The sequence below is a fragment of the Tunturiibacter psychrotolerans genome (genome assembly GCF_051013365.1).
Lineage (GTDB): Bacteria > Acidobacteriota > Terriglobia > Terriglobales > Acidobacteriaceae > Edaphobacter > Edaphobacter psychrotolerans_A.
In genome coordinates this window covers 153,175-172,310 of record NZ_CP132941.1, presented here as the reverse complement: position 1 = coordinate 172,310, position 19,136 = coordinate 153,175, and the positions used below count along the sequence as shown (strand labels likewise).

The window sequence follows — 19,136 nt, the reverse complement described above, 5'->3', positions numbered from 1 at the left end:
AGCCGAGTACACAACCCATGGCAATCGCAACTTCACCGCTGAATCTGGCACAGGGCAAATTGAACGTAGCTGCGCCGTATCTGATCGAGCAAACCTGGGCGGACTATACCCCGGAACAGCACGCCATCTGGAGCGAACTCGTAACCCGCCGCATGCCCCAGCTTCGTGAGCACGCCTGCCGGGAGTATCTCGACGGCTTCCAGCAGATCGGCCTCCGCGAAGACCAGCTCCCCAACCTCTCCGAGGTCAGCGCCCTCCTCCAACCGCGCACCGGCTGGCGGTCCACCCCCGTCAGCGGCTTCCTCCCCGCCGCCGCCTTCTTCGAGATGCTCGCCGCACGCATGTTCCCCACCACCACCTGGCTCCGCTCACGCGACTCCATGGAGTACACCCCGGAACCTGACATCTTCCACGACGTCTTCGGCCACGTCCCCATGCACGCCCACCCCGTCTTCGCGGACTTCCTCGAAAGCTACGGAAAGATCTGCGCTCGTCTCACCGATCCAGTGGCGCTCGAGCGCATGGGCCGCCTCTTCTGGTTCACCGTCGAGTTCGGCCTCATCCGCCAGAACGGCGAGATCAAGGTCTACGGCAGCGGTCTCATCTCCTCCCATGGCGAATGCACCCGGGTCCTGGCAGGCGGCTGCGAAGTGAAAGACTTCAACCTCGACGCTGTCCTGAACCAGGAGTTCCAGACCAGCGAGATGCAACCCGTGCTCTACGCCGTCGAGTCCTTCGACCAGATCTACGAAGCCACCAAGCAGGCTGAAGGCCAGCTAGCCTAGAAAGGCTCGAGCTCTGACTCCCTGGCACACCGTACTAAAGAAAAATAGGTGCTGGTTAAAGAAAAATAGCTGCTGGCACAAAGCCAGCAGCTATTTTCATAGGTCAACCGACCAACAGTTACCGGTGTCCGCCACCACCGTGGCCGCCGCCGCCACCGTGGAATCCACCACCACCACCACCGCCATGGAATCCGCCACCGCCGCCGCCGTGGTATCCGCCGCCGACAGACGCTCCGCGGTATCCGCCGCCATAGCCACCGTGATACCCACCGGCATAGCCGCCACGGTATCCATAGCCACCCCGATACCCATAGCCTACGCCGCCACGGTAGCCATACCCGCCACGGTATCCATAGCCCCAGCCGCCGCGGTAACCGTAGTAGCCGCCACGGTACCAGGGGCCGGCACCAATAAAGAGACCGCCGCTAAACCACGATGGGCCGTAATAACCGTAAGGTGCACACGCATACGGGTAGTAGCCGTAGTAACCGTAAGAGCAGACGGGAGCAGCATAGCCGTAGCCACCGTAGACGGGGCCACCAATGCCGACGCCCACCGACACCTGGGCATGAGAATAAGCTGCCGCCGGAACGATCAGGATGGCGAGTAAAGCGAGATAGCGTAAGAAGCGCATTTTCAAATCTCCTGAGCAAAGCCCAGTACGCCGTCAGGCGTCAGTGGCTTTACAGGATCCGTTCCTTTGGAGGGGCCCGGACTCCTGATTATAAGAACGCAGAATAGAAGAAAATGTTGTGTTGAGTCCCAATTTGGTGCCCGGCGTGCAAAGAATTGCGGTGCAGATCATCGAGATTACGACTGAGATTCCCACATTGGTAAACAGAACAAGAGAAAAAGGGAAAACAATTCGCCAATGCAGGGTAATATATTCCCAATCGGGCAAAAGATTTCCTCGAATACTGCAATGTTTGGCAGGTTCAGTTGCAATCTGGTTTGGTCCACGGATTGCGATCAACGTTTATGTTCGTCCCAGTCATTATTAGAAGGACGAAGTCTCCTAAGGTGAACTATGCGTCGCTTTGTGTATCTTCTGCTGTTGGTGATCTTTGTAGGCGCATCGGCATCGTGCATTAGCGCGTCGACCGATTGCGAGCGATGGTTTGTTGCGTATCGCCGTGAGTTGGCGCACTCCCGCCAGGTCCAGCGGATCGCCGCCGCGAAGCGCCGCGCAAAGCTCTATGTTCAGCACAAGATCGCCCCGCCGAAACCGAAGCTGGTGCCCGCTGTCGCAAGGGGCCCGCGCATGACCCGCCCGCAAACGCTCCACCACATCAACTTGGCCTGTGGCGTCCTGCCCGATGGTGGCGGCGATGAGCCTCTCGTGGCAGAAGAGACCCCCGGTCCCTTTCACTCCGCGCTCCCTCTTGAGGATGGTCTGGATCTCCAGCCGGTCGATCTCGGCGAAATGGTCGCCTCAAACGACGTACCACCCCCTCCTTCCTATGCGGGCGTCTCACCAGAGACTCCAGGCGGCCCATCTGTCTACAACCCAGGCTTCGGTGGCGGCGGCGGTGCGGCCCCTGGTGGCCCAGGAAAAGGAGTGACCGCACCTCCCGGCACCCCCGGTTCTCCCAGTGGGCCAGGCTCTCCTAGCGGTCCGGGATCTCCCTCAGGCCCCGGCTCTCCTGGCGGTCCGGGATCTCCCTCAGGCCCCGGCTCTCCTGGCGGTCCGGGATCTCCCAGCGGACCAGGCTCTCCCAGCGGACCTGGTTCTCCCTCTGGACCCGGCTCTCCTGGTGGACCTCCACCACCATCGGTTGTTCCTGAACCTTCCAGCTATGTTCTGGTGCTGACTGGACTGGTGGGCGCAGCAGGCGCGATTCGACGCAGATTCAAAGTTTAGCCGGACTTCTAGCTACCTGAACCTTGGTCCGGCACTTGAATGGCATATCCGATCAGCAGGATCACGGGAGCAGGACCCACAGCTGCATCGTCGAGTTCGGATAGAGTCGAGATATAGACGTGCTCATCGGCCGCGGTCGCCTTGCTGATTGCGACACAGGGCGTCTCGCCCGAGATTCCGGAAGAAATAAGGTCCTGCGCGAGCCCACGAAATTTACGGCCTGGCATGTAGATCACCAGCGTGGCCTCCTCAGGGAGGGCTCCCGTCCACTTCGGCTTCAGATCCATCTTATCCGCCGCATGATGCGCTGTTGCCAGAATCAGCTTCGAAGCGGCGCTGCGATCTGTTAACGGAGTTCGCAGTCTCGCCGCCGCAGCAAACGCTGTCGTGATCCCTGGGACAATCTCGAACGGGATCTGCGCCTCCCGCAAGGCCCCAATCTCTTCGCCGGCCCGCCCAAAGATCAGCGGATCGCCGGACTTCAGCCGAAGCACGGACCTACCTGCCCGTGCAGCGTCCAGCATAAGAACGTGGATCTCGGCCTGCGTAATACGCGGCTGCCCACAACGCTTGCCGACCGGAATTATCTCTGCACCGACGTGGGCGAGCGAGAGAATTTCAGCGGAGACCAGATCATCCGGCAGGATCAAATCCGCGGTCTCAAGCAACCGCAGTACTCGGAGCGTAAGCAGGTTAGGATCGCCGGGACCTGCACCTGCTAAGTAGACAGTTCCAGGCTGGGCAGCAGCGTTCACGATTTCTTCTCAGGGAGTGGATTCTTCAAAGCATGTTCGCGGGCAAGCAGGCGTGAAGGACAGGATTCGTAGCCACACACTTCCCGTTGTGCCAGTTGATGAAGCAGCCACTTCCGCTCCTCATTGAGTGGTTCGATTTGCGTTACCTCACGCCGCAGGTTTCCCAGGTCCGTCAGCCAATCGCCAACGTCGAGCGGCAGTTGCGCATTGATCTCTTTGCGCAGCCTCTGGGCCAGCGCGGGACTTGCTCCCGCAGTCGAAATGGCGATTTGCAGATCTCCGCGCCGCACTACAGAAGGGAAGTAAAAATCGCAGAATGGGGGGTCGTCTACCGCATTGCAGAGGATGTTTTTCTCGGTCGCCTCTTTGAAAACGGCTCGGTTAACCACAGGACTATCGGTGGCTGCAACCACCAGGAACTGCGCCGTCAAGTCGCCCGCGGCATACTCTCTCTTTAGCCACTCGATCTCGCCTGCAGCTGCCATGTCAGCAACGCGAGGACGCGCTTCCGGAGCAATGACCGTCACCTTAGCGTGAGCTGCCAACAGCGAGTCGATCTTCGCTTCGGCCAAATTCCCGGCTCCAACAACAACACATGGCCGTGCTGCAATCTTAAGAAAAATAGGAAAAAGATCCATGAAGCTAGGTTACTCTCCCGGCGCGTGACGACCAGCGCCAACCGGCGGAGCATCGCGGTCGACTGGTTCAACAACTGTACCTGCAAGATGTGTGCGCAGACTATCGTCATCCATGCGGGCGAAGTAGGCACGCAGGTCTTCTTCGGGTTGACGCGCAGCGAGATAGCCGCGCAACAGCCGTTCAATCGCATCCGGAACATCATCGGCTGCGGCTCGATAGCCCAACGGACGGGCGGTTCGTGCAAACCTACCCACCGCGCCCCCGACGCAAAAATAGAAGGCGTCTACGGTTTTCCCGTCTTTTTTTAACTTCTTGCCCTCTAGTCCGATGTCGGCGATCCAATGCTGTCCGCAGCTATTGGTGCAACCCGTCACGTGTAATTTGATCTGCTGATCGAAGGCCGGAAGCCGCTCTTCCATTTCACTGACCAGCCACTTCGAGAAGCTCTTCGTCTCTGCAATCGCCAGCTTGCAAAACTCCGTGCCGGTGCAGGCGATCGCCCCGCGCCAGAAAGATGAAACATCTACCTGAAGCCCCATTCCATTGAGTGCAACAACCAGATCCGCGGTCTTCGCGTGCGGAACATTCGCGATGAGAATATTCTGCATAATCGTCGTTCGCAGCTCCCCGTTGCCATATTTTTCAGCAAGTTCGGCCAATCGGTGAAGTTGTTCGCCCGAGATACGTCCACGAAGAACGCTGGCGCCCACCGAAGACAATCCAATCTGCTTCTGCGGCGCGACGCCAATGTGATCCCGATAGATATCGTCGGGGACCACATCTTCGCTGACAGGACTTGGATCCAATCTGTAACCCAGCTTGGCTTCTATTGCTTCGAGAAAGGACTCCGCAGTCCAGCCATGCCGCATAAAGAGATACTTGATGCGAGCCCTGGTGCGATTTTCACGAAGCTCCTGCTGCTCGCGAAAGACCTCGGCGGCAGCATGCACAGCCGCATATGCCTGATCCTGCCTGATGAATGCGGGGATTCGCACCGCAAGGTGAGGCTCTGTCGAAAGACCTCCGCCCACACGCAGCGTATAGCCGATCTCTTCCTGGCCATCCACGACCCGCTTGATTGCGGTCAGTGCAAGATCGTTAATCTCTGGATAGGTGCACCACAAAGGACAACCGGTGACAGAGATCTTGAACTTTCTCGGCAGGTTGTAAAAATCAGGATTCGCCGTCAGCTTGTGTGCGATCTCTACTGCCAGCGGAGATGCGTCGATGAGCTCATGTCCATCAATTCCTGCCAGCGGGCAGCCCGTGACGTTGCGAACAACATCCCCGCATGCGCCCTTGGGGCTCAGTCCCACGGCGGTCAATGCATCGACCACCTTGGGCAACGCATCGATCGTCAGCCAATGCAGCTGTATATTTTGCCGTGTCGTGATGTCAGCAAGATTTCGAGCATACTGCTTTGTAAGATCGGCTATGACGCGAAGTTGAGGGCTGTTGAGGATGCCGTTTGGCAGGCCAATACGCATCATGAAGTATTCGGTGGCCTTCCCCTCGCCGCCGACACCTCCGGTGGCTCCGACCCCATCTCCTTGGGTATAAATCCCCCACCATTTGAAGTAGAGTCCAGCCCATTCCGGTAGTACGGAATCGCGACCCTCCCGGGCAAACTGCCGGACCTCTTCCCACGCGTCCCACGGATTCTTGGCTAGCTTCAGACGTTCGGACTTCTGCGCTTTGGTCTCTTTGACGGGTGGTACGACGGGGGCTTCCATGATGAGTATCCTTTTGTCTGCGATAGAAACAAGAAAGCCCACTGTCTCAGTGGGCGCTGTTGACTTTGCTAAGAGAATCGAGACTTATTGGGTAAGTCCACGACATGGGCAAAGGCAACGGCGCACGCAGTTGTGACAACACGCGCGACAAGCCAGTGACATTCGTGGAGACGTACTCACCATACGTCTAAGGTTAGTTGTAGCAGAAGCGCACGTCAAGGCCGAGAGGTCCTGCCAGTCTTTCTAAAAAGCGCTTTCCCGGCGCTCCGTTATAGCTCTAACCCACAAGCCCAAAACTCAGTCTGCCTCTGCGAGCGAGAGCTTGTGCCGCACATCCGAGCCGCGAACCCAGAAGATCACGTCCTCGGCAATATTGGTGGCGTGGTCCGCCGCGCGCTCCAGGTTACGCGAGATGATGATCGCATTCAGCGCCTGCCCGCTAACCACCGGGTGTTGCTGCATTACCTCAATCAGCTCGTTCTGAACGTCGCGATTCATGTCGTCGATCTCATCGTCCATCGCGAGTACAGACTCTGCCAGCTTGGCGTCGGCCTCCAGCAACGATTGAATCGCGCGTCGGATCATGACCCCAACCTTCTCGCCCATATCCGGAATATCAATCGGCAGAGAGATCTTCGGCGATTCATGCAGGTATTGAGTTCGCGAAGCGATATTAGTGGCCTGGTCCCCAATCCGTTCCAGATCGCCGTTGATCTTGATCACCGACAGTATGAAGCGGAGATCGATCGCCATCGGCTGTTCTTTGGCGAGCAGGTCGTAGGCCATCTCATCTACATCACGCTCAGCCGTATTAATTGCCGCTTCAATCTCCTTTACGTGGTCGCAAAGACTCATATCCCCAGTCAGATATGCCTCCAACGACAACGAAAGAGCCTGTTGCGAGAGCGCAGCCATGGCCAGAAGCTTGTCTTTGAGAGCTGCAAGTTGCAATTGAAAGTTAATGCGCGGCATCGGGGAATCCTTCTTTACAGTTCGTCCCACTATTGTGACGGAAATAAAGCGAAGAAACCATAAATATCGCATCCTCGAACTGCGGGGATGTACACAGTTTGGGCCACGCCCAGGCTACTTGTAGAGCAAGTAAGCTTCGCGCCGGTGCTCAAATGCGGTCAAGTCCTTCTCCCATCCAGCCGCGATCTTCCGTGGATCGTCCATGTTCTTCAGTGCCTGCATCGTGTCCACGTTGGTGACTAGATATGCGGCTTTGGCCAATTGAAACTCTGAATAAAGGTGGTGAAGCGCGCTCAACAATTCAATCCCCATCTCCGGGGAATTGAATGCATTTCGATCGGTCACGGTGAACGCAACTCCAGGGATAGTCTTCCCATGAGAAGGGTAGTGGTTCGAATCCTCCGCAACTGCAAAACTCGTCGGCGCAAAGCTTACGCCGGGAATTTGGCGCCCCGTCAGGTAAGCAGCTAGCTCCGGCGCATTAATGTAGGGTGCTCCAATACCCTCGTACGGCTTATCCGTTCCGCGACCGACAGAGATGTTAGTCATTTCAGTCAGGCCCACTGCGGGGTAGAGGGTGGCGGCCCCCGGACTCCGGAGATTTGGGCTAGGATTTGTCCACTTCAATCCCGTCTCATCAAAATATTGTCCCCGAGACCAGTTTTGCATCGGCACAACGGTGAGTTGGGCATGGATAGGCACCAGAATATTAGTCGAGGTCGCGCTGGGAATCCGTCGTTCGCTGTTGAAGTAGAGGGCAAGCTCTCCAAGGGTCATTCCATTTCGAACCGGCATCGGCATGTAGTTGTTATAAGACTCCGCTCCCGCATCAGACACGGGCCCCTGCACAGCTATACCACCGTTAGGATTTGGCCGATCGAGCAGGATAATCTCGATATGCGCCTGCGCCGCCGCCTCGAGAAAATATCCAACGAGTGCTTCATACGTATAGAACCGAACTCCGACATCTTGCAGGTCGATCACCACTGCATCGAGATCCTTCAGAGACTCCATGCTCGGATGGCGTTGTTCAGGTTTTGCGCCATACAGACTCAGGATAGGAAGATTCGTTGCCGGGTCCACATCGTTACCGATCTTCACGATATCTTTTGTCCCCAAAAGACCATGCTCCGGAGAGAACAGTGTCTTCAGTTCAACCTCCGGCAAGCTGTGTTGCAATATGTCGATCGTCCGCTTGCCCTCACGATCAAGTCCGGTCTGGTTCGTCAGCAAACCCATCCTCAGATGATTTCCATGACGCTTTGCAGCCTGCGCGAGCACGTCGAAGTGAGTCGCTTCAAGCACATCGATTCCGGTGAGGACGCGACGATCAGAGGCGGGGGCTTCCGTATTGCAGACGCTGTTCGCAGAACATTTTTGATAAAGATGAAGCGCGACGGCTGCAGCCGAAGCAACTTGTCCGCGAAGTACCGAGATAGGAGGCGCTCCACGCGGATGAATCACATTCGACAAAATAACCACGAAGCTGTCGCTCTTGGGATCCATCCACAGGGAAGTCCCAGTAAATCCCGTATGACCGAAGCTCCCAATCGGGAAGACCTCACCACGCGGCCGCGAAAACGCCGAGTTTATATCCCACCCGAATCCCCGTGCTGCCACTCCGGTCGTGGTCTTGCCATCTGAAGTAAAGATCGTCGCCCCTGAAACCGCGCTAGCAGGTTGCTCCGGCTCCGTCATCAACTTCAGCGTCGCCTGCTTTAACGGAAAACTACTTTGCCTTCCCCCCAGTCGATCGAGCAGCGCCTGAGCAAACAACGCAATATCTCCCGCCGTAGAAAACACACCCGCATGTCCGGCAACCCCACCCATTCGTCGCGTAGTCGGGTCGTGCACTGTTCCACGAAGCATTCTGTCGTAGTCGGGATTCGTGAGTGTCGATCCCTCATTGTCATACGCGGTTGGCGCGATGTTTGGAATCCAAACACCAGGAACCCACCCACCTCGACTCTCCGGAGAGCCATCAGACGTGCAAGAAACATTCGTCCCGACCGGCAACGGAGACGGAAGAGACACGGCTGATCCGTGAACATCCTTGACCCCGCAAGCGCTCAGGAACGGCAGATAACGAGTGTGTGTCATTCCCAACGGATTGAATATCTTCTCCTGCGCATACTCGTTCAACGCTTCTCCGCTGATTCTTTCCACCAGCACGCCAAGCGTAATGTAGTTAATATCCGAATATTTGAAATGCGTGCCCGGTTGCGTCTCCAACGCGGCATTCATCGCCCGTCGCACACCCTCCCCTTTATCAGGAGCAGCAAGTCCCCACGCATCCTTCAGGTCAATATCCTCCGGCAAACCCGAGTAGTGCGTCAGCAGCTCTCGAATCGTAACCGCCTGCTTGCCGTTGGCCGCGAACTCCGGCAGATACTTCGCCACCGGATCATCGAACTGAAGCTTATGCGCCTCATAAAGCTGCATCACTGCCGTAGCCGTAACCAGACACTTTGTCAGCGACGCCATATCGAAGACGGTATCTTCCGTCATCGGTTCAACGGTGGGCTCAAGCGCACGATTCCCGTACGCCTTTTCAAACACAGTCTTGCCGTCGTGATTGACAAGCACCACTGCACCCGGAAGCTTCTTAGCGCCTATTGCCTCATTCAACAGCGTAGAAACCGCACTGAAATCGTAGCTCTCATGAGAGTCCGTTTGAGTCTCCGCAGCAATGTCGCGGGATGAGAGAAAAAACGGAGCAGCGAACAACAACAAAATAGCGACCTTCGCAGCAGTCTTTTGCGGAAGCTTATCAGCTCTATTCCCAGGAAACACGAGACTGCCAATTGACCCAACCACAAACGTAACGATCGAGCCGATCAGCACATACCAAGTGAACGCGATATGCGGAATGGTGATCGGTCCAACTTTGATAACGCCAGGAGAGAGCCAAAGAAGAAGGTTCAGCCCAAACCCGCAGATCATTCCAAGAATCGCGCCCGTCTGCGTTGCATAACGGGTAAGCGTCCCCAGCAGAAATACTCCGAGCAAAGCACCATAGGCCACCGAAGCAATCGACAACCCCACCTCTACCACGTGGCCTTTCCCGCCAGCAAACACGCTATACATAGCCACTCCAAACAGCACCAGCGCCCACACTACCGTGCTCGAGCGCGAGATCATCATCCGCTCCCGATCGTCTGCCTCCGGCCTCCAGTGCATATAAAAATCCACCACAGTCGTGGAAGAAAGGGAATTCAACGCCGCACTTAGATTTGACATTGCCGCGGCGAGAATGGCGGCCACCAGCAGCCCGGCAATCCCGATCGGCATCTCGCCCACGATAAACGTTGGGAAGATTCGGTCCGCCGAAGCGAACACCGTCGGATGTAGTCCGTAGAAAACATAAAGCCCCACGCCGATCAGCAGAAAAAGCGTGAACTGCAAAAAGATCACAGCCCCGCTCGAAAGCAACGCCAGCCTCGACTCGCGAAGGTTCCGCGCAGCCAGCATTCGCTGCACCATCAGCTGGTCCGTGCCATGCGAGGCCATCGTCAGGAACGTTCCCCCCAGGACACCCGCCCAAAACGTGTAGCTCTGCGTCAGATTCAGCGCGAAATGGAACAGCCGAAACTTGCCCGCGGCTGCCGCAACTTCGTGAATATGCGACCATCCCCCGGGCACATGTGTCCCTAGAGTAAAAATCGCAACCATCGTACCGCCAATATAAATTGCCATCTGAACGACATCGGTCCAGATCACCGCCGCCATTCCGCCTTCAAACGTATAGAGCAACGTAAGAGCCGAGATGATCCCGATCGACAGCACATCGCGCGTCCCGATCGCGATCCCCACCACGATACTCACCGCGAACACGCGCACCCCTTCAGCCGCCGCCCGGGTCAACAGGAACAATCCTGCCGTCACCTTGTGCAACGTATGTCCGAAGCGCTGATCGATCAACTGATACGCCGTCAGCATTCGGCCTTCAAAATACTTCGGTAGAAATATCAGTGCCACCACCACGCGGCCCAGCATGTATCCGATCACGATCTGCAGGAACCCGAAGTCTCCAGCAAACGCCACACCGGGAATGCTGATGATCGTCAGAGTGCTGGTCTCCGCCGAGACGATAGACAGAGCAATCGCCCACCACGGAATTGTTTGATCCGCGAGAAAGTAGCTTCGGAGCGATCTCGAATTAGAATCTTTACCACCTCGAAAGCGCAGACCAAACAGCGTAATGCCAATGAGGTAGACGACGATCAGAGCGAGATCGAACGGATGAAGGCGCGTTGGAAGTGCGGCAGCATGCATTCGTGCAAGTGTATAGCGACAGCCCCCCTACCGGCAGCAGACGCGAGCTGTCATCCCATTCCGTAACATCCTTAGTATCCCCCTGCGCAAGCTTCCTCAGCTCGCAGAGCAAGCCCCCGCGCAACCGACGTAAATTCATTGCCGGTGCGGACTCGCGACGGGGTAAATCTGGACTCGAAGATGCGTCGAACTGCCGGCACGAAGCTAGTCCCTCCAGTCAAGAACACGCGGTCGACCTCTCGTGTCGAGATGTTGCTGGCGGCGAGCAGCGTGTCCACGCATCTCTCGATCGATTCGAGGTCTTCGACGATCCAGCCCTCAAACTCTGCGCGCTCAACTGTCGCGACGAGGTCCATGCTCCCGTCGCGGAAACGGAACTCGGCGGACTCATGATTTGACAGATCGACCTTCAAACGCTGGACCGCGTGATGAAGCTGGTATCCAAGATCCTCTTCGATCAAGTTGATCAACGCTTCGATCTTCTCCGGCTCTTGGGCCCGTGCTCGAGCGCTCTTCAGTATCTCGGCTACATTCCGTGTCTTCAGAAAAGAAAGATAGTGCCAGCGTTCGAGGTTGGCGTAGATCCAGGCAGGAGCCGCCGGGATAATGCTTGCCGGACGATCTGAAGCATGAGCGTAGGAACGTTCGAAGCTGTCCGAGCCCAGCGCGGGAGAGACCAGCTTGCGGACAATCCTCGCATCGAAGCTATCGCCCGCAAGCCCCAATCCGCTGTTGCCCAGGAGATCCTTTGCCGTCCGTCCACGCGCACGAACTCCAGGGCCAACATGCAGCAGCGAGAAGTCGCTTGTACCCCCGCCAAAGTCCCCAATCAGGATCAGTTCGTCATGATCGAGAGTTGATTCGTACGCATAAGCTGCCGCAATCGGCTCCATCTCGAACTCGACCGACTCGAACCCTGCGTGAAGGAACGCCTGTCGCAACCGCTGCACCGCGAAGTCATCGTCCTCAACGCTGTCGGCTCCGACAAATCGGACTGGACGCCCCACCGTAGCCTGTCGAACAGGATGCCCAAACTGCCGTTCCGCAGACAATCGCAGATCGGTGAGGATTCGCGAGATTAGATCCTCAATGGTGTACCGCCGTCCGAACACCTCTGTGCCAGTCAGTGTTCTGCTGGTCAGGTAAGACTTCAGCGACTGAATCAGCCGGCCCTTGTGTTCGGCATGAAGATAATGCTCAATCGCCTGTGGCCCCGTGAATCCTTTAATCTGAGTGCGGCCGGAATGCTTATGCTGTTCCAGGTAAAGCACGGAACGAAACGACTCCGTTGCCGCTGCCGCAGTAGGGAAGGAAACCAGCTCCACTGTCCCGTCTCCGCGAGCAGATGCGATTGAGCTGTTCGTAGTGCCGAAATCAATTCCAAGTCTGGGGCCGATAGAGTGCGTCGAAAGCATGGTCTTCTAGATTGCCAGATCTCCCGACAAGTGCGCTACTTACTCTTACAAATTACCTACTTCGGCGCGGGAGCCGGAGCCGGCGGCGGGATGCCCAGATCGGCAGCCGGCGGGAGCGTATGAGTATCGGACCACTGACGTTGCGCGCTGCGAAGTCTGTCGCTGCGGGCCTCCCATATTCCCACCGTGTAATCGTAGTGTTCGAGCACCGGACGCAGCCCATACGCACGGTTGGAGCGGTACCACGCCTGCTCGTACAGATCACGCAGCAGGGAATAGGCGTCAATGTAATCCTGAATCCGCCCATTGGCCCCATTGATGTCTGAAAGTTCACGACTTACACTCATGCGCTGTTTCTTGTCCGTCGTGTTCTGCATCGCGTAGGCGCGTTGATAACCCTCCGCAATCTCCTCGGCCAACTGAAACTTCAGCCCGATCAGATCCATCCTCCGCGCTCCCAACTCCAGTGCGTCGATGGCTGCAGTCTCGCGCAGGGTCGTAGGCGCGCTCGGATAAGAGTCCGCCGGATCGTAAGCCTTAGGCTCCGTCGAAACTGGCGCTGGAGCCGGTGCAGCAGCCCTCGCCTGCGCAATCAAAGTCAGCGCTCGCTCCGCATGCAGCCGCAACTCATGCGCATATGGGAGCACCTGCGCCCCAATCCTCAACCCATCCTTCGACATCGGGTCCAGCCAGAAGATGCTGTTCGTTCCATCACCTTCCTTCGCTTGATCCTTCAGCACCGAATGAGCCAGCATCATCTCCTTCTGCGCCTCATTCAGATCGCCCGTCGCGTCGCCATGAAATACCTGCGCATAAGAATCCTGGAAGTCCGGAATCGACGACTCCCCCTTCTGCCAAGCCGCCGCGGCACCAAACAGAATCCCATACCAATCCTGGTTGAAGAGTCCTTCGCCGTCGTCGTTCCAGATCGTGTTCAGCTGTCCCGTCGACCCCAGCCGCTGCCCATCCGCAGTAAAGCGTTGAATATTGGCAAGCGCATAGTTATTGTTCGGATACACCCTGCGGAAGTTATTGACGCTCGGTGCCACCCACGTCTCCATCCCCGCGTTTGTAAACGGTGTCAAGAAGCGGTCATACCCACGAGGCTCCGGGTTATAAACCCACGCAATCGCGATCGTTGAATCCTTAAACGATTGCGGCAGACCCTTCAGCAGATCCGGTGAATCCTGCGCGATATCTCCCCAGAAAAGGAACCGGCGATTGAGCGGCTTCAACTCCGTGACTATCTTTTGCAGAAAATCCAGATAAACCACCCCGAGCCCGCGAGCATCCACATCTGCCTTGGTCTGCCCCAGACCAAGGTCGACCGTCTCATCCGCGCCGATATGCAAAAAGGGTCCCGGGTAGAGTGCTGCAAGTTCAGTAAACATCTGCTTGATCAGCGCAAGCGATCCCGGCTGCCCCGGCGCCAGCACCGCCCCATGCGGAGTCTCCGCCAGCGGCTGGTACTGCTCCCAATTCAAATTATGGTGGAGATGTCCAAACGCCTCCTGCTCCGGCACCACATCAATATGATAGAGCCGAGCATACGCCACCAGCTCTCTGGCCTCATCAGCCGAAACGCTCCCCCCGGGCGGGGCCATCAAAGGGTTCGACGCATACTGCTGGGTATGTTCGAAGTAGGGAGAATAAAGATTGACCTTATAGGCAGCCAGCGTCCGAATCAGATGCTTCTGAAACTCCAGCGTAGTCACCGGTCCCCGCGACAGGTCATCATCGAGCCCGCGGTACTTCATCGCCGGCCAGTCCCTGATATTCGCCCCATGAAGCACCGCGCGTCCACCGTCCCCCTCAATGAGTTGCTTGACGGTCTGCGCTCCATAGAACACCCCGGCAGCCGAATCCCCGATGACCGTCAGTCCGCCCGCGCCCGTGACGATCATGTAGCCTTCCGCCTTCATCTCCTCGGTAAACTTAGCGTCGGGATGAGCCGCAAGCCGCACCAGCTCAATCTGAACCCCGGTTGCCGAGGCAGCTTGAATACCCTGCGTCTGTAGCGTCATCGCCAGATCGTCAGCGGCAAACTTATCTTCCGCAGCGCAAGGCGCAGTACAGACGATGCGAACGCCGTGCGTCAATGCTTGATCGGCCGTCGCACGAATCTCACGCGGCATGGGGATCAACTTAATAGAGGGTTGTGCCGAAGCAAAGGAGCCAAGCACGCCAAAGCCGACCAGCAGGGTACCGAGACGAAAAAAATACATGAGGACAAAGGTAACTTAGTTCTGCGACCTGTGCAGGTACCTATTCAGTTCCCCCCAAAATCTGAAAAAATGTCAGCGATTCGTAAAATTTCCACAGAACAACGTATTTTCTCCGTGAATACCACACAAATTATTCCTCTGTTCATATGACTTTGTGAGCATGGTTCAAAGAGCAAAGGAAGAAAGTTGGAGAGGCTAGAAGGCCTACCCGCTCTCTTGTTGTCCTTGTGCCTTTCATATTTCTGCGAGGTTCCATGACGAAGCAACTACGAGCGACCATGGCAGCGATATTGGTTATCAGTTCAATATCTCTCCAGGCGCAAACGAGCACGGCAACACAGAAGACCGGTACGGCGACCGCTCACAAGAAGGCGCCGAAAGAGAGCCCGGTGGAGCGCCAGATCCGCGAGCTGCGCGAGCAGATGCAGAACCAGCAGGCTCAGATCGACGCTCTCAAACAGCAGAACGCCGACAAGGACGCGAAGCTCGCTGCCGCTCAGGCGGCTGCTCAGAGTGCTGAAGCTGCTGCCGCCAGTGCCACAGCAAAAGCGGATAGCCTCAGTTCGTCCGTCTCGACCAACGCTGATGCCGTCTCCAGCCTGAACAGCACCGTGACCGACCTCAAGACGACCAACGTCGGCCTCGCCCAGACCATCAGCGATACAAAGAAGCAGATTACCGACGAACTCGAATCGCCTCTCGCCATCCACTACAAAGGCGTGACCATTACTCCGGTTGCCTTCTTCGCGGCTGAAGGTGTTTACCGTCAACGTGCGCTCAACGCTGATGTCAACACCCCCTTCAACGCTACCCCTTACCCCGGTGCGGGGCAGGCCCATACCAGCGAGCTGAACTTCTCTGGCCGTCAGAGCAGACTTGGTGCGCTCTTCCAGTCCAACCCTGGACCGTTCCACTTCGCGGGTTACGTCGAAGCTGACTTCCTCGGCGCAGGCGCCAGCAGCAACGAGAACCAGAGCAACAGCTATGTTCTTCGTCAGCGTCAGATCTTCGCGCAGGCCGGAACCAACAGCGGATTCACTGTAACCGGCGGTCAGATGTGGTCACTCGTCACCGAGACCAAGAAGAGCACAGATAACCGCACCGAGAACCTGCCAGCAACCGTTGACGCCCAGTACAACGTCGGTTTCAGCTGGGAGCGTCAGCCCGGCGTAAGGTTCCAGCAGAAGATTGGCGGCTTCACGGGTGCGGTCTCCGTTGAAGAAGCTGAGATCATCTACTCGGCAACCAACGCGAACGCAAACTTCTTCATCGGCAACGCAGGCGCGGGTGGCGGTCTCTATAACCTCACTGCCAACTACTCCAACAACGTAGCCCCCGACCTGATCGTCAAGGGTACCTACGATATGGGAGCTGCCCACTTTGAGGCCGGCGGCCTGGTTCGTTGGTTCCGCGACCGTTACTACCCCAACCAGACTCTCACCGTCCCATCCGCCGTGGGTGGAACCAACAACACCAAGGTCGGTGGCGGCTTCTTCGCCAACGCCCGCACGCCCATTACGCACTATGCGGACTTTGGCCTCCACTTCCTCGGCGGCACCGGCGTAGGCCGCTACGGCACGTCGACCTTGCCTGACGTCACTGCGCATCCCGATGGAACGCTCGAGCCCATCAAGAACTACCAGTTCCTTGGTTCGCTCGAACTTCACCCGCAGAAGAAACTCGATCTCGACGTCTACTACGGTACGGAATACGCGCAGCGTACTACCTACCTGAGCACAGTAGGTGCGGATGCCGGCAAAGTGGTTGGTTATGCGCCCATCACCAGCGCCAACACAGGTTGCGGCATCGAGACCCTTCCCACAACCCCAACCTCCGGTCTTGGCAGCATCGGCGTTGCCGGAAACCCGCCTTACAGCCCGGGTACACCGGCAAACTGCTTGGGTGCAACCCGCGCAATCTCCGAACTCACCGGCGAGTTTGTCTATCGCTTCTACAACAACCCCAAATACGGCCGCCTGCAGTACGCTATGCAGTACAGCTATCTCCAGCGTAATGCCTGGGCCGGTGTCGGTGGCGCCCCGAAGGCCAACAACAACATGGTCTTCACCAGCCTCCGTTACTACCTCCCGTAGTAGCTTTCGCAACACATAAAAAAGGCACCCTTCGGGGTGCCTTTTTTATTCGGCATACTGAGACGCCGAGCCAAATCTAAACATCGACGACAGCACTAGTTCCCTGAATCCGCACGCCTGAGCGTGTTCCAAAAATGATCCACACTCATTTGTGCACTGGTGTTGGCTGAAATCCGGACACACCTGATTGCCAAAATAGAAAAGCCATTTCATCCGCCCGCTCTTCGTCGCGTTGCGTCTTGGTCGAACCCATTCCGTGTCCCGCGTCATAGTCGACGCGCAGTAAAACCGGCTTACCGCTACTGGTGGAAGCCTGCAAACGTGCGGTCATCTTTGCTGCCTGCCACGGCGCAACGCGTGGGTCGTTAGCTCCAGTAGTCAGCAGTATCGCTGGATACGCCGTGTCTGGTTTTACATGTTGATATGCATCCATCGCATACAGCGCCTTAAAGCCATCGGGTTCCTTGACCGTTCCAAACTCCGGAATATTTGCCGGCCCACTGGCCATCAGTTCGGAGCGAAGCGAGTCGGAATCCCCGACTCGAATCAAAGCCGCGCCAAATAAATCTGGACGCTGCGTAATGGCGCCACCAATTGTGATTCCGCCGGCGCTGGTGCCTTCGCCGGCCATGTGCGCCGGAGAGCTATACTTGTGCTCGATCAGGTATTCAGCCGCCGCCACCATGTCATCAATCGTGTGCTGCTTGGTCGACTTCTGCCCCGCCAGATGCCAATCCTCGCCATATTCGCCGCCGCCGCGGACGTGAGCCACCGCGGATATGCCTCCGCGTTCAAAAAATGCCAGCAGTATAGGACTGAACTGCGGATCGAGTGTGATCCCATAGGCCCCATAGCCGTCCAGCCAGGTCGGATGCGATCCATCAAGCACTAGTCCACGCTTGTGAATAATCGACAGCGGCACCATCGTTCCGTCCGCGCTCTTTACCTTCACCTCTTCCGACTCCACCTGCGAGTAGTCCACCGGCGACTGAGCCACGAGCCCCGTGTCTGTCAGCTTCTGTGACCGCGAATCCAGCGCATACCACAGTGGCGACTTCGTCCACGACGTCAGTTCCAGCCAGGCCCCGGCTTCGGTTGGATTCGTGACCAGCGTCTGAATCGCTCCATCAAACGGCAGCTTCACCGGCTCAATAGCCCCGTCGTGATAAGACAACCGCCGCAGTCGTCCGATCCCTCCGTCCAGGTCCTGCACATAAAGCGCATCGCTCGCAGCTGCAATACCGACAACAACCACATCGCTCGGCGCAACAATCACCGTCGCATGATCGAGGTCTGGCTTGTCGAGAGCGGTTCGTAAAACCTTAAAGCGAGACGCCTGATTATGAGACACCAGAAAGAGACTGTCCTCACGCACGTCAAACCCTGTAATCGCATCCGATTGATCAGCAACCTTCTTCCAGATCATCTTTGCATTCGCGTCCGCCTGGAATGGAGCAACATACAAATCCTTCTCGTGCTTCACCCCGTGAAATATCACTCCGACAAGATACTTGGGGGCGCCTGGAGAAAATGCGACGAGAGGGAAGTCGTCCTCAGTCACCTTTACGTCAGCAGACACCTGGTATCCGAAGACGGCATCTTCTTTGTCCGGGTTGGCGCCCAGAACATGATGATAGGTACGTAGTTTCTGGTACTTCGCTGTCGGTGCTGAATCCGCCGTCAATTTCTGGGTTCGAGTATAGAAAAATGAATGATCAGGCAGCCAATTGGGCTGCCCAAATTGAGCGCGGTCGATCGTGTCAGGAAGCACTTTCCCGCTGGCACTTTCGATCACATGCAGTATGCTCTCTTCCGATCCGCCAACCGAGACGCCATAGGCCACATACTTCCCGTCAAGCGACGGCTGAAAGTAGTCAATCGAAAAATGCTTTCCATCTGCCTGGGTCAACTTTTCAGGATCTACGAGCAGACGCTCCGGTGCATTCAATTTGTCCCGCACATAAAGCTTCCGGTTATCAGAGCCGGGCTGGGTCTTGAAGTAAAAATAGCGTCCACCCCACACCTGCAGTGCCGAGACAACATCGCCCGCGTTGTCCAGCGCCTTAATACGATCCAGCAACGGCCCTCGTCCCGGTATGCTTGCCAGAACACTGCGCGTGTAATCGTTCTGGGCTTTCATCCAGGCCACGACCTCGGGAGCAGTCGTATCCTCAAGCCATCGGTAAGGGTCGGCTACCTTGGTGCCGAAGTAGTCATCTGTCACGGCTCGCACCGGCGTGTCAGGCAGTTTGGGTTGGGCAATGGCCAAATTAGTGCTGACCAGGGAGAAAACCAGCAGAACCCTTATGAGATCGCGCATGGCAATTCCTGTCCTTTTTAGGATTTGGGTTGAAATCTAACGCTGGGCCGATGCTGGTAGGAA

General features: G+C 56.9%; 12 protein-coding genes. 3 read left to right on the top strand and 9 right to left on the bottom strand.

Annotation, left to right across the window (positions count from 1 at the left end):
- Positions 1-17: 17 nt before the first annotated feature.
- Entirely contained in the window at positions 18-785 is a 768-nt protein-coding gene (locus tag RBB76_RS00690; RefSeq protein WP_429633473.1) for a phenylalanine 4-monooxygenase, read from the top strand.
- Positions 786-903: 118 nt separating this feature from the next.
- On the opposite strand, the gene RBB76_RS00685 is transcribed toward RBB76_RS00690, so the two are convergent.
- Positions 904-1,419 carry a hypothetical protein gene (locus tag RBB76_RS00685; protein ID WP_429633475.1) on the bottom strand — a complete coding sequence of 172 codons (516 nt, stop codon included), beginning with the start codon at positions 1,417-1,419 and terminating at the stop codon, positions 904-906.
- A gap of 393 nt (positions 1,420-1,812) precedes the next feature.
- On the opposite strand from RBB76_RS00685, the gene RBB76_RS00680 reads away from it, so the two are divergent.
- Positions 1,813-2,646 (top strand): PEP-CTERM sorting domain-containing protein, encoded by an 834-nt coding sequence (locus RBB76_RS00680; RefSeq protein ID WP_429633477.1) that lies wholly within the window; start codon positions 1,813-1,815, stop codon positions 2,644-2,646.
- Positions 2,647-2,654: 8 nt separating this feature from the next.
- On the opposite strand, the gene cobA is transcribed toward RBB76_RS00680, so the two are convergent.
- The 7 genes from cobA to RBB76_RS00645 all read right to left on the bottom strand — a co-directional run bounded on the left by cobA (position 2,655) and on the right by RBB76_RS00645 (position 14,660).
- Positions 2,655-3,401, bottom strand: a complete 747-nt coding sequence (cobA, locus tag RBB76_RS00675; RefSeq protein WP_429633479.1) for a uroporphyrinogen-III C-methyltransferase — start codon at positions 3,399-3,401, stop codon at positions 2,655-2,657.
- Entirely contained in the window at positions 3,398-4,039 is a 642-nt protein-coding gene (locus RBB76_RS00670; protein WP_429633481.1) for a precorrin-2 dehydrogenase/sirohydrochlorin ferrochelatase family protein, read from the bottom strand. The genes cobA and RBB76_RS00670 overlap by 4 nt, the downstream gene beginning before the upstream one ends.
- A gap of 9 nt (positions 4,040-4,048) precedes the next feature.
- The gene (locus RBB76_RS00665; RefSeq protein ID WP_429633483.1) at positions 4,049-5,773 is read right to left on the bottom strand and encodes a nitrite/sulfite reductase; all 1,725 of its coding nucleotides are present in this window, start codon (positions 5,771-5,773) and stop codon (positions 4,049-4,051) included.
- Between the two features lie 297 nt (positions 5,774-6,070).
- Positions 6,071-6,745: a phosphate signaling complex protein PhoU gene (gene phoU, locus RBB76_RS00660; protein ID WP_183981191.1), complete on the bottom strand. Its 675-nt coding sequence runs from the start codon at positions 6,743-6,745 to the stop codon at positions 6,071-6,073.
- A gap of 114 nt (positions 6,746-6,859) precedes the next feature.
- Positions 6,860-11,020 carry a sodium:solute symporter family transporter gene (locus tag RBB76_RS00655; protein WP_429633485.1) on the bottom strand — a complete coding sequence of 1,387 codons (4,161 nt, stop codon included), beginning with the start codon at positions 11,018-11,020 and terminating at the stop codon, positions 6,860-6,862.
- 71 nt (positions 11,021-11,091) lie between these two features.
- Complete coding sequence (locus RBB76_RS00650) at positions 11,092-12,435, bottom strand: Hsp70 family protein (RefSeq protein WP_429633487.1); 1,344 nt, start codon at positions 12,433-12,435, stop codon at positions 11,092-11,094.
- 56 nt (positions 12,436-12,491) lie between these two features.
- Complete coding sequence (locus RBB76_RS00645; RefSeq protein ID WP_429633489.1) at positions 12,492-14,660, bottom strand: beta-N-acetylhexosaminidase; 2,169 nt, start codon at positions 14,658-14,660, stop codon at positions 12,492-12,494.
- A 278-nt stretch (positions 14,661-14,938) separates the two neighbouring features.
- Between RBB76_RS00645 and RBB76_RS00640 the strand changes: the two genes are divergently transcribed.
- The gene (locus tag RBB76_RS00640) at positions 14,939-16,753 is read left to right on the top strand and encodes a hypothetical protein (protein WP_429633490.1); all 1,815 of its coding nucleotides are present in this window, start codon (positions 14,939-14,941) and stop codon (positions 16,751-16,753) included.
- A gap of 145 nt (positions 16,754-16,898) precedes the next feature.
- On the opposite strand, the gene RBB76_RS00635 is transcribed toward RBB76_RS00640, so the two are convergent.
- Positions 16,899-19,073: a prolyl oligopeptidase family serine peptidase gene (locus RBB76_RS00635; protein ID WP_429633492.1), complete on the bottom strand. Its 2,175-nt coding sequence runs from the start codon at positions 19,071-19,073 to the stop codon at positions 16,899-16,901.
- Positions 19,074-19,136 lie beyond the last annotated feature (63 nt).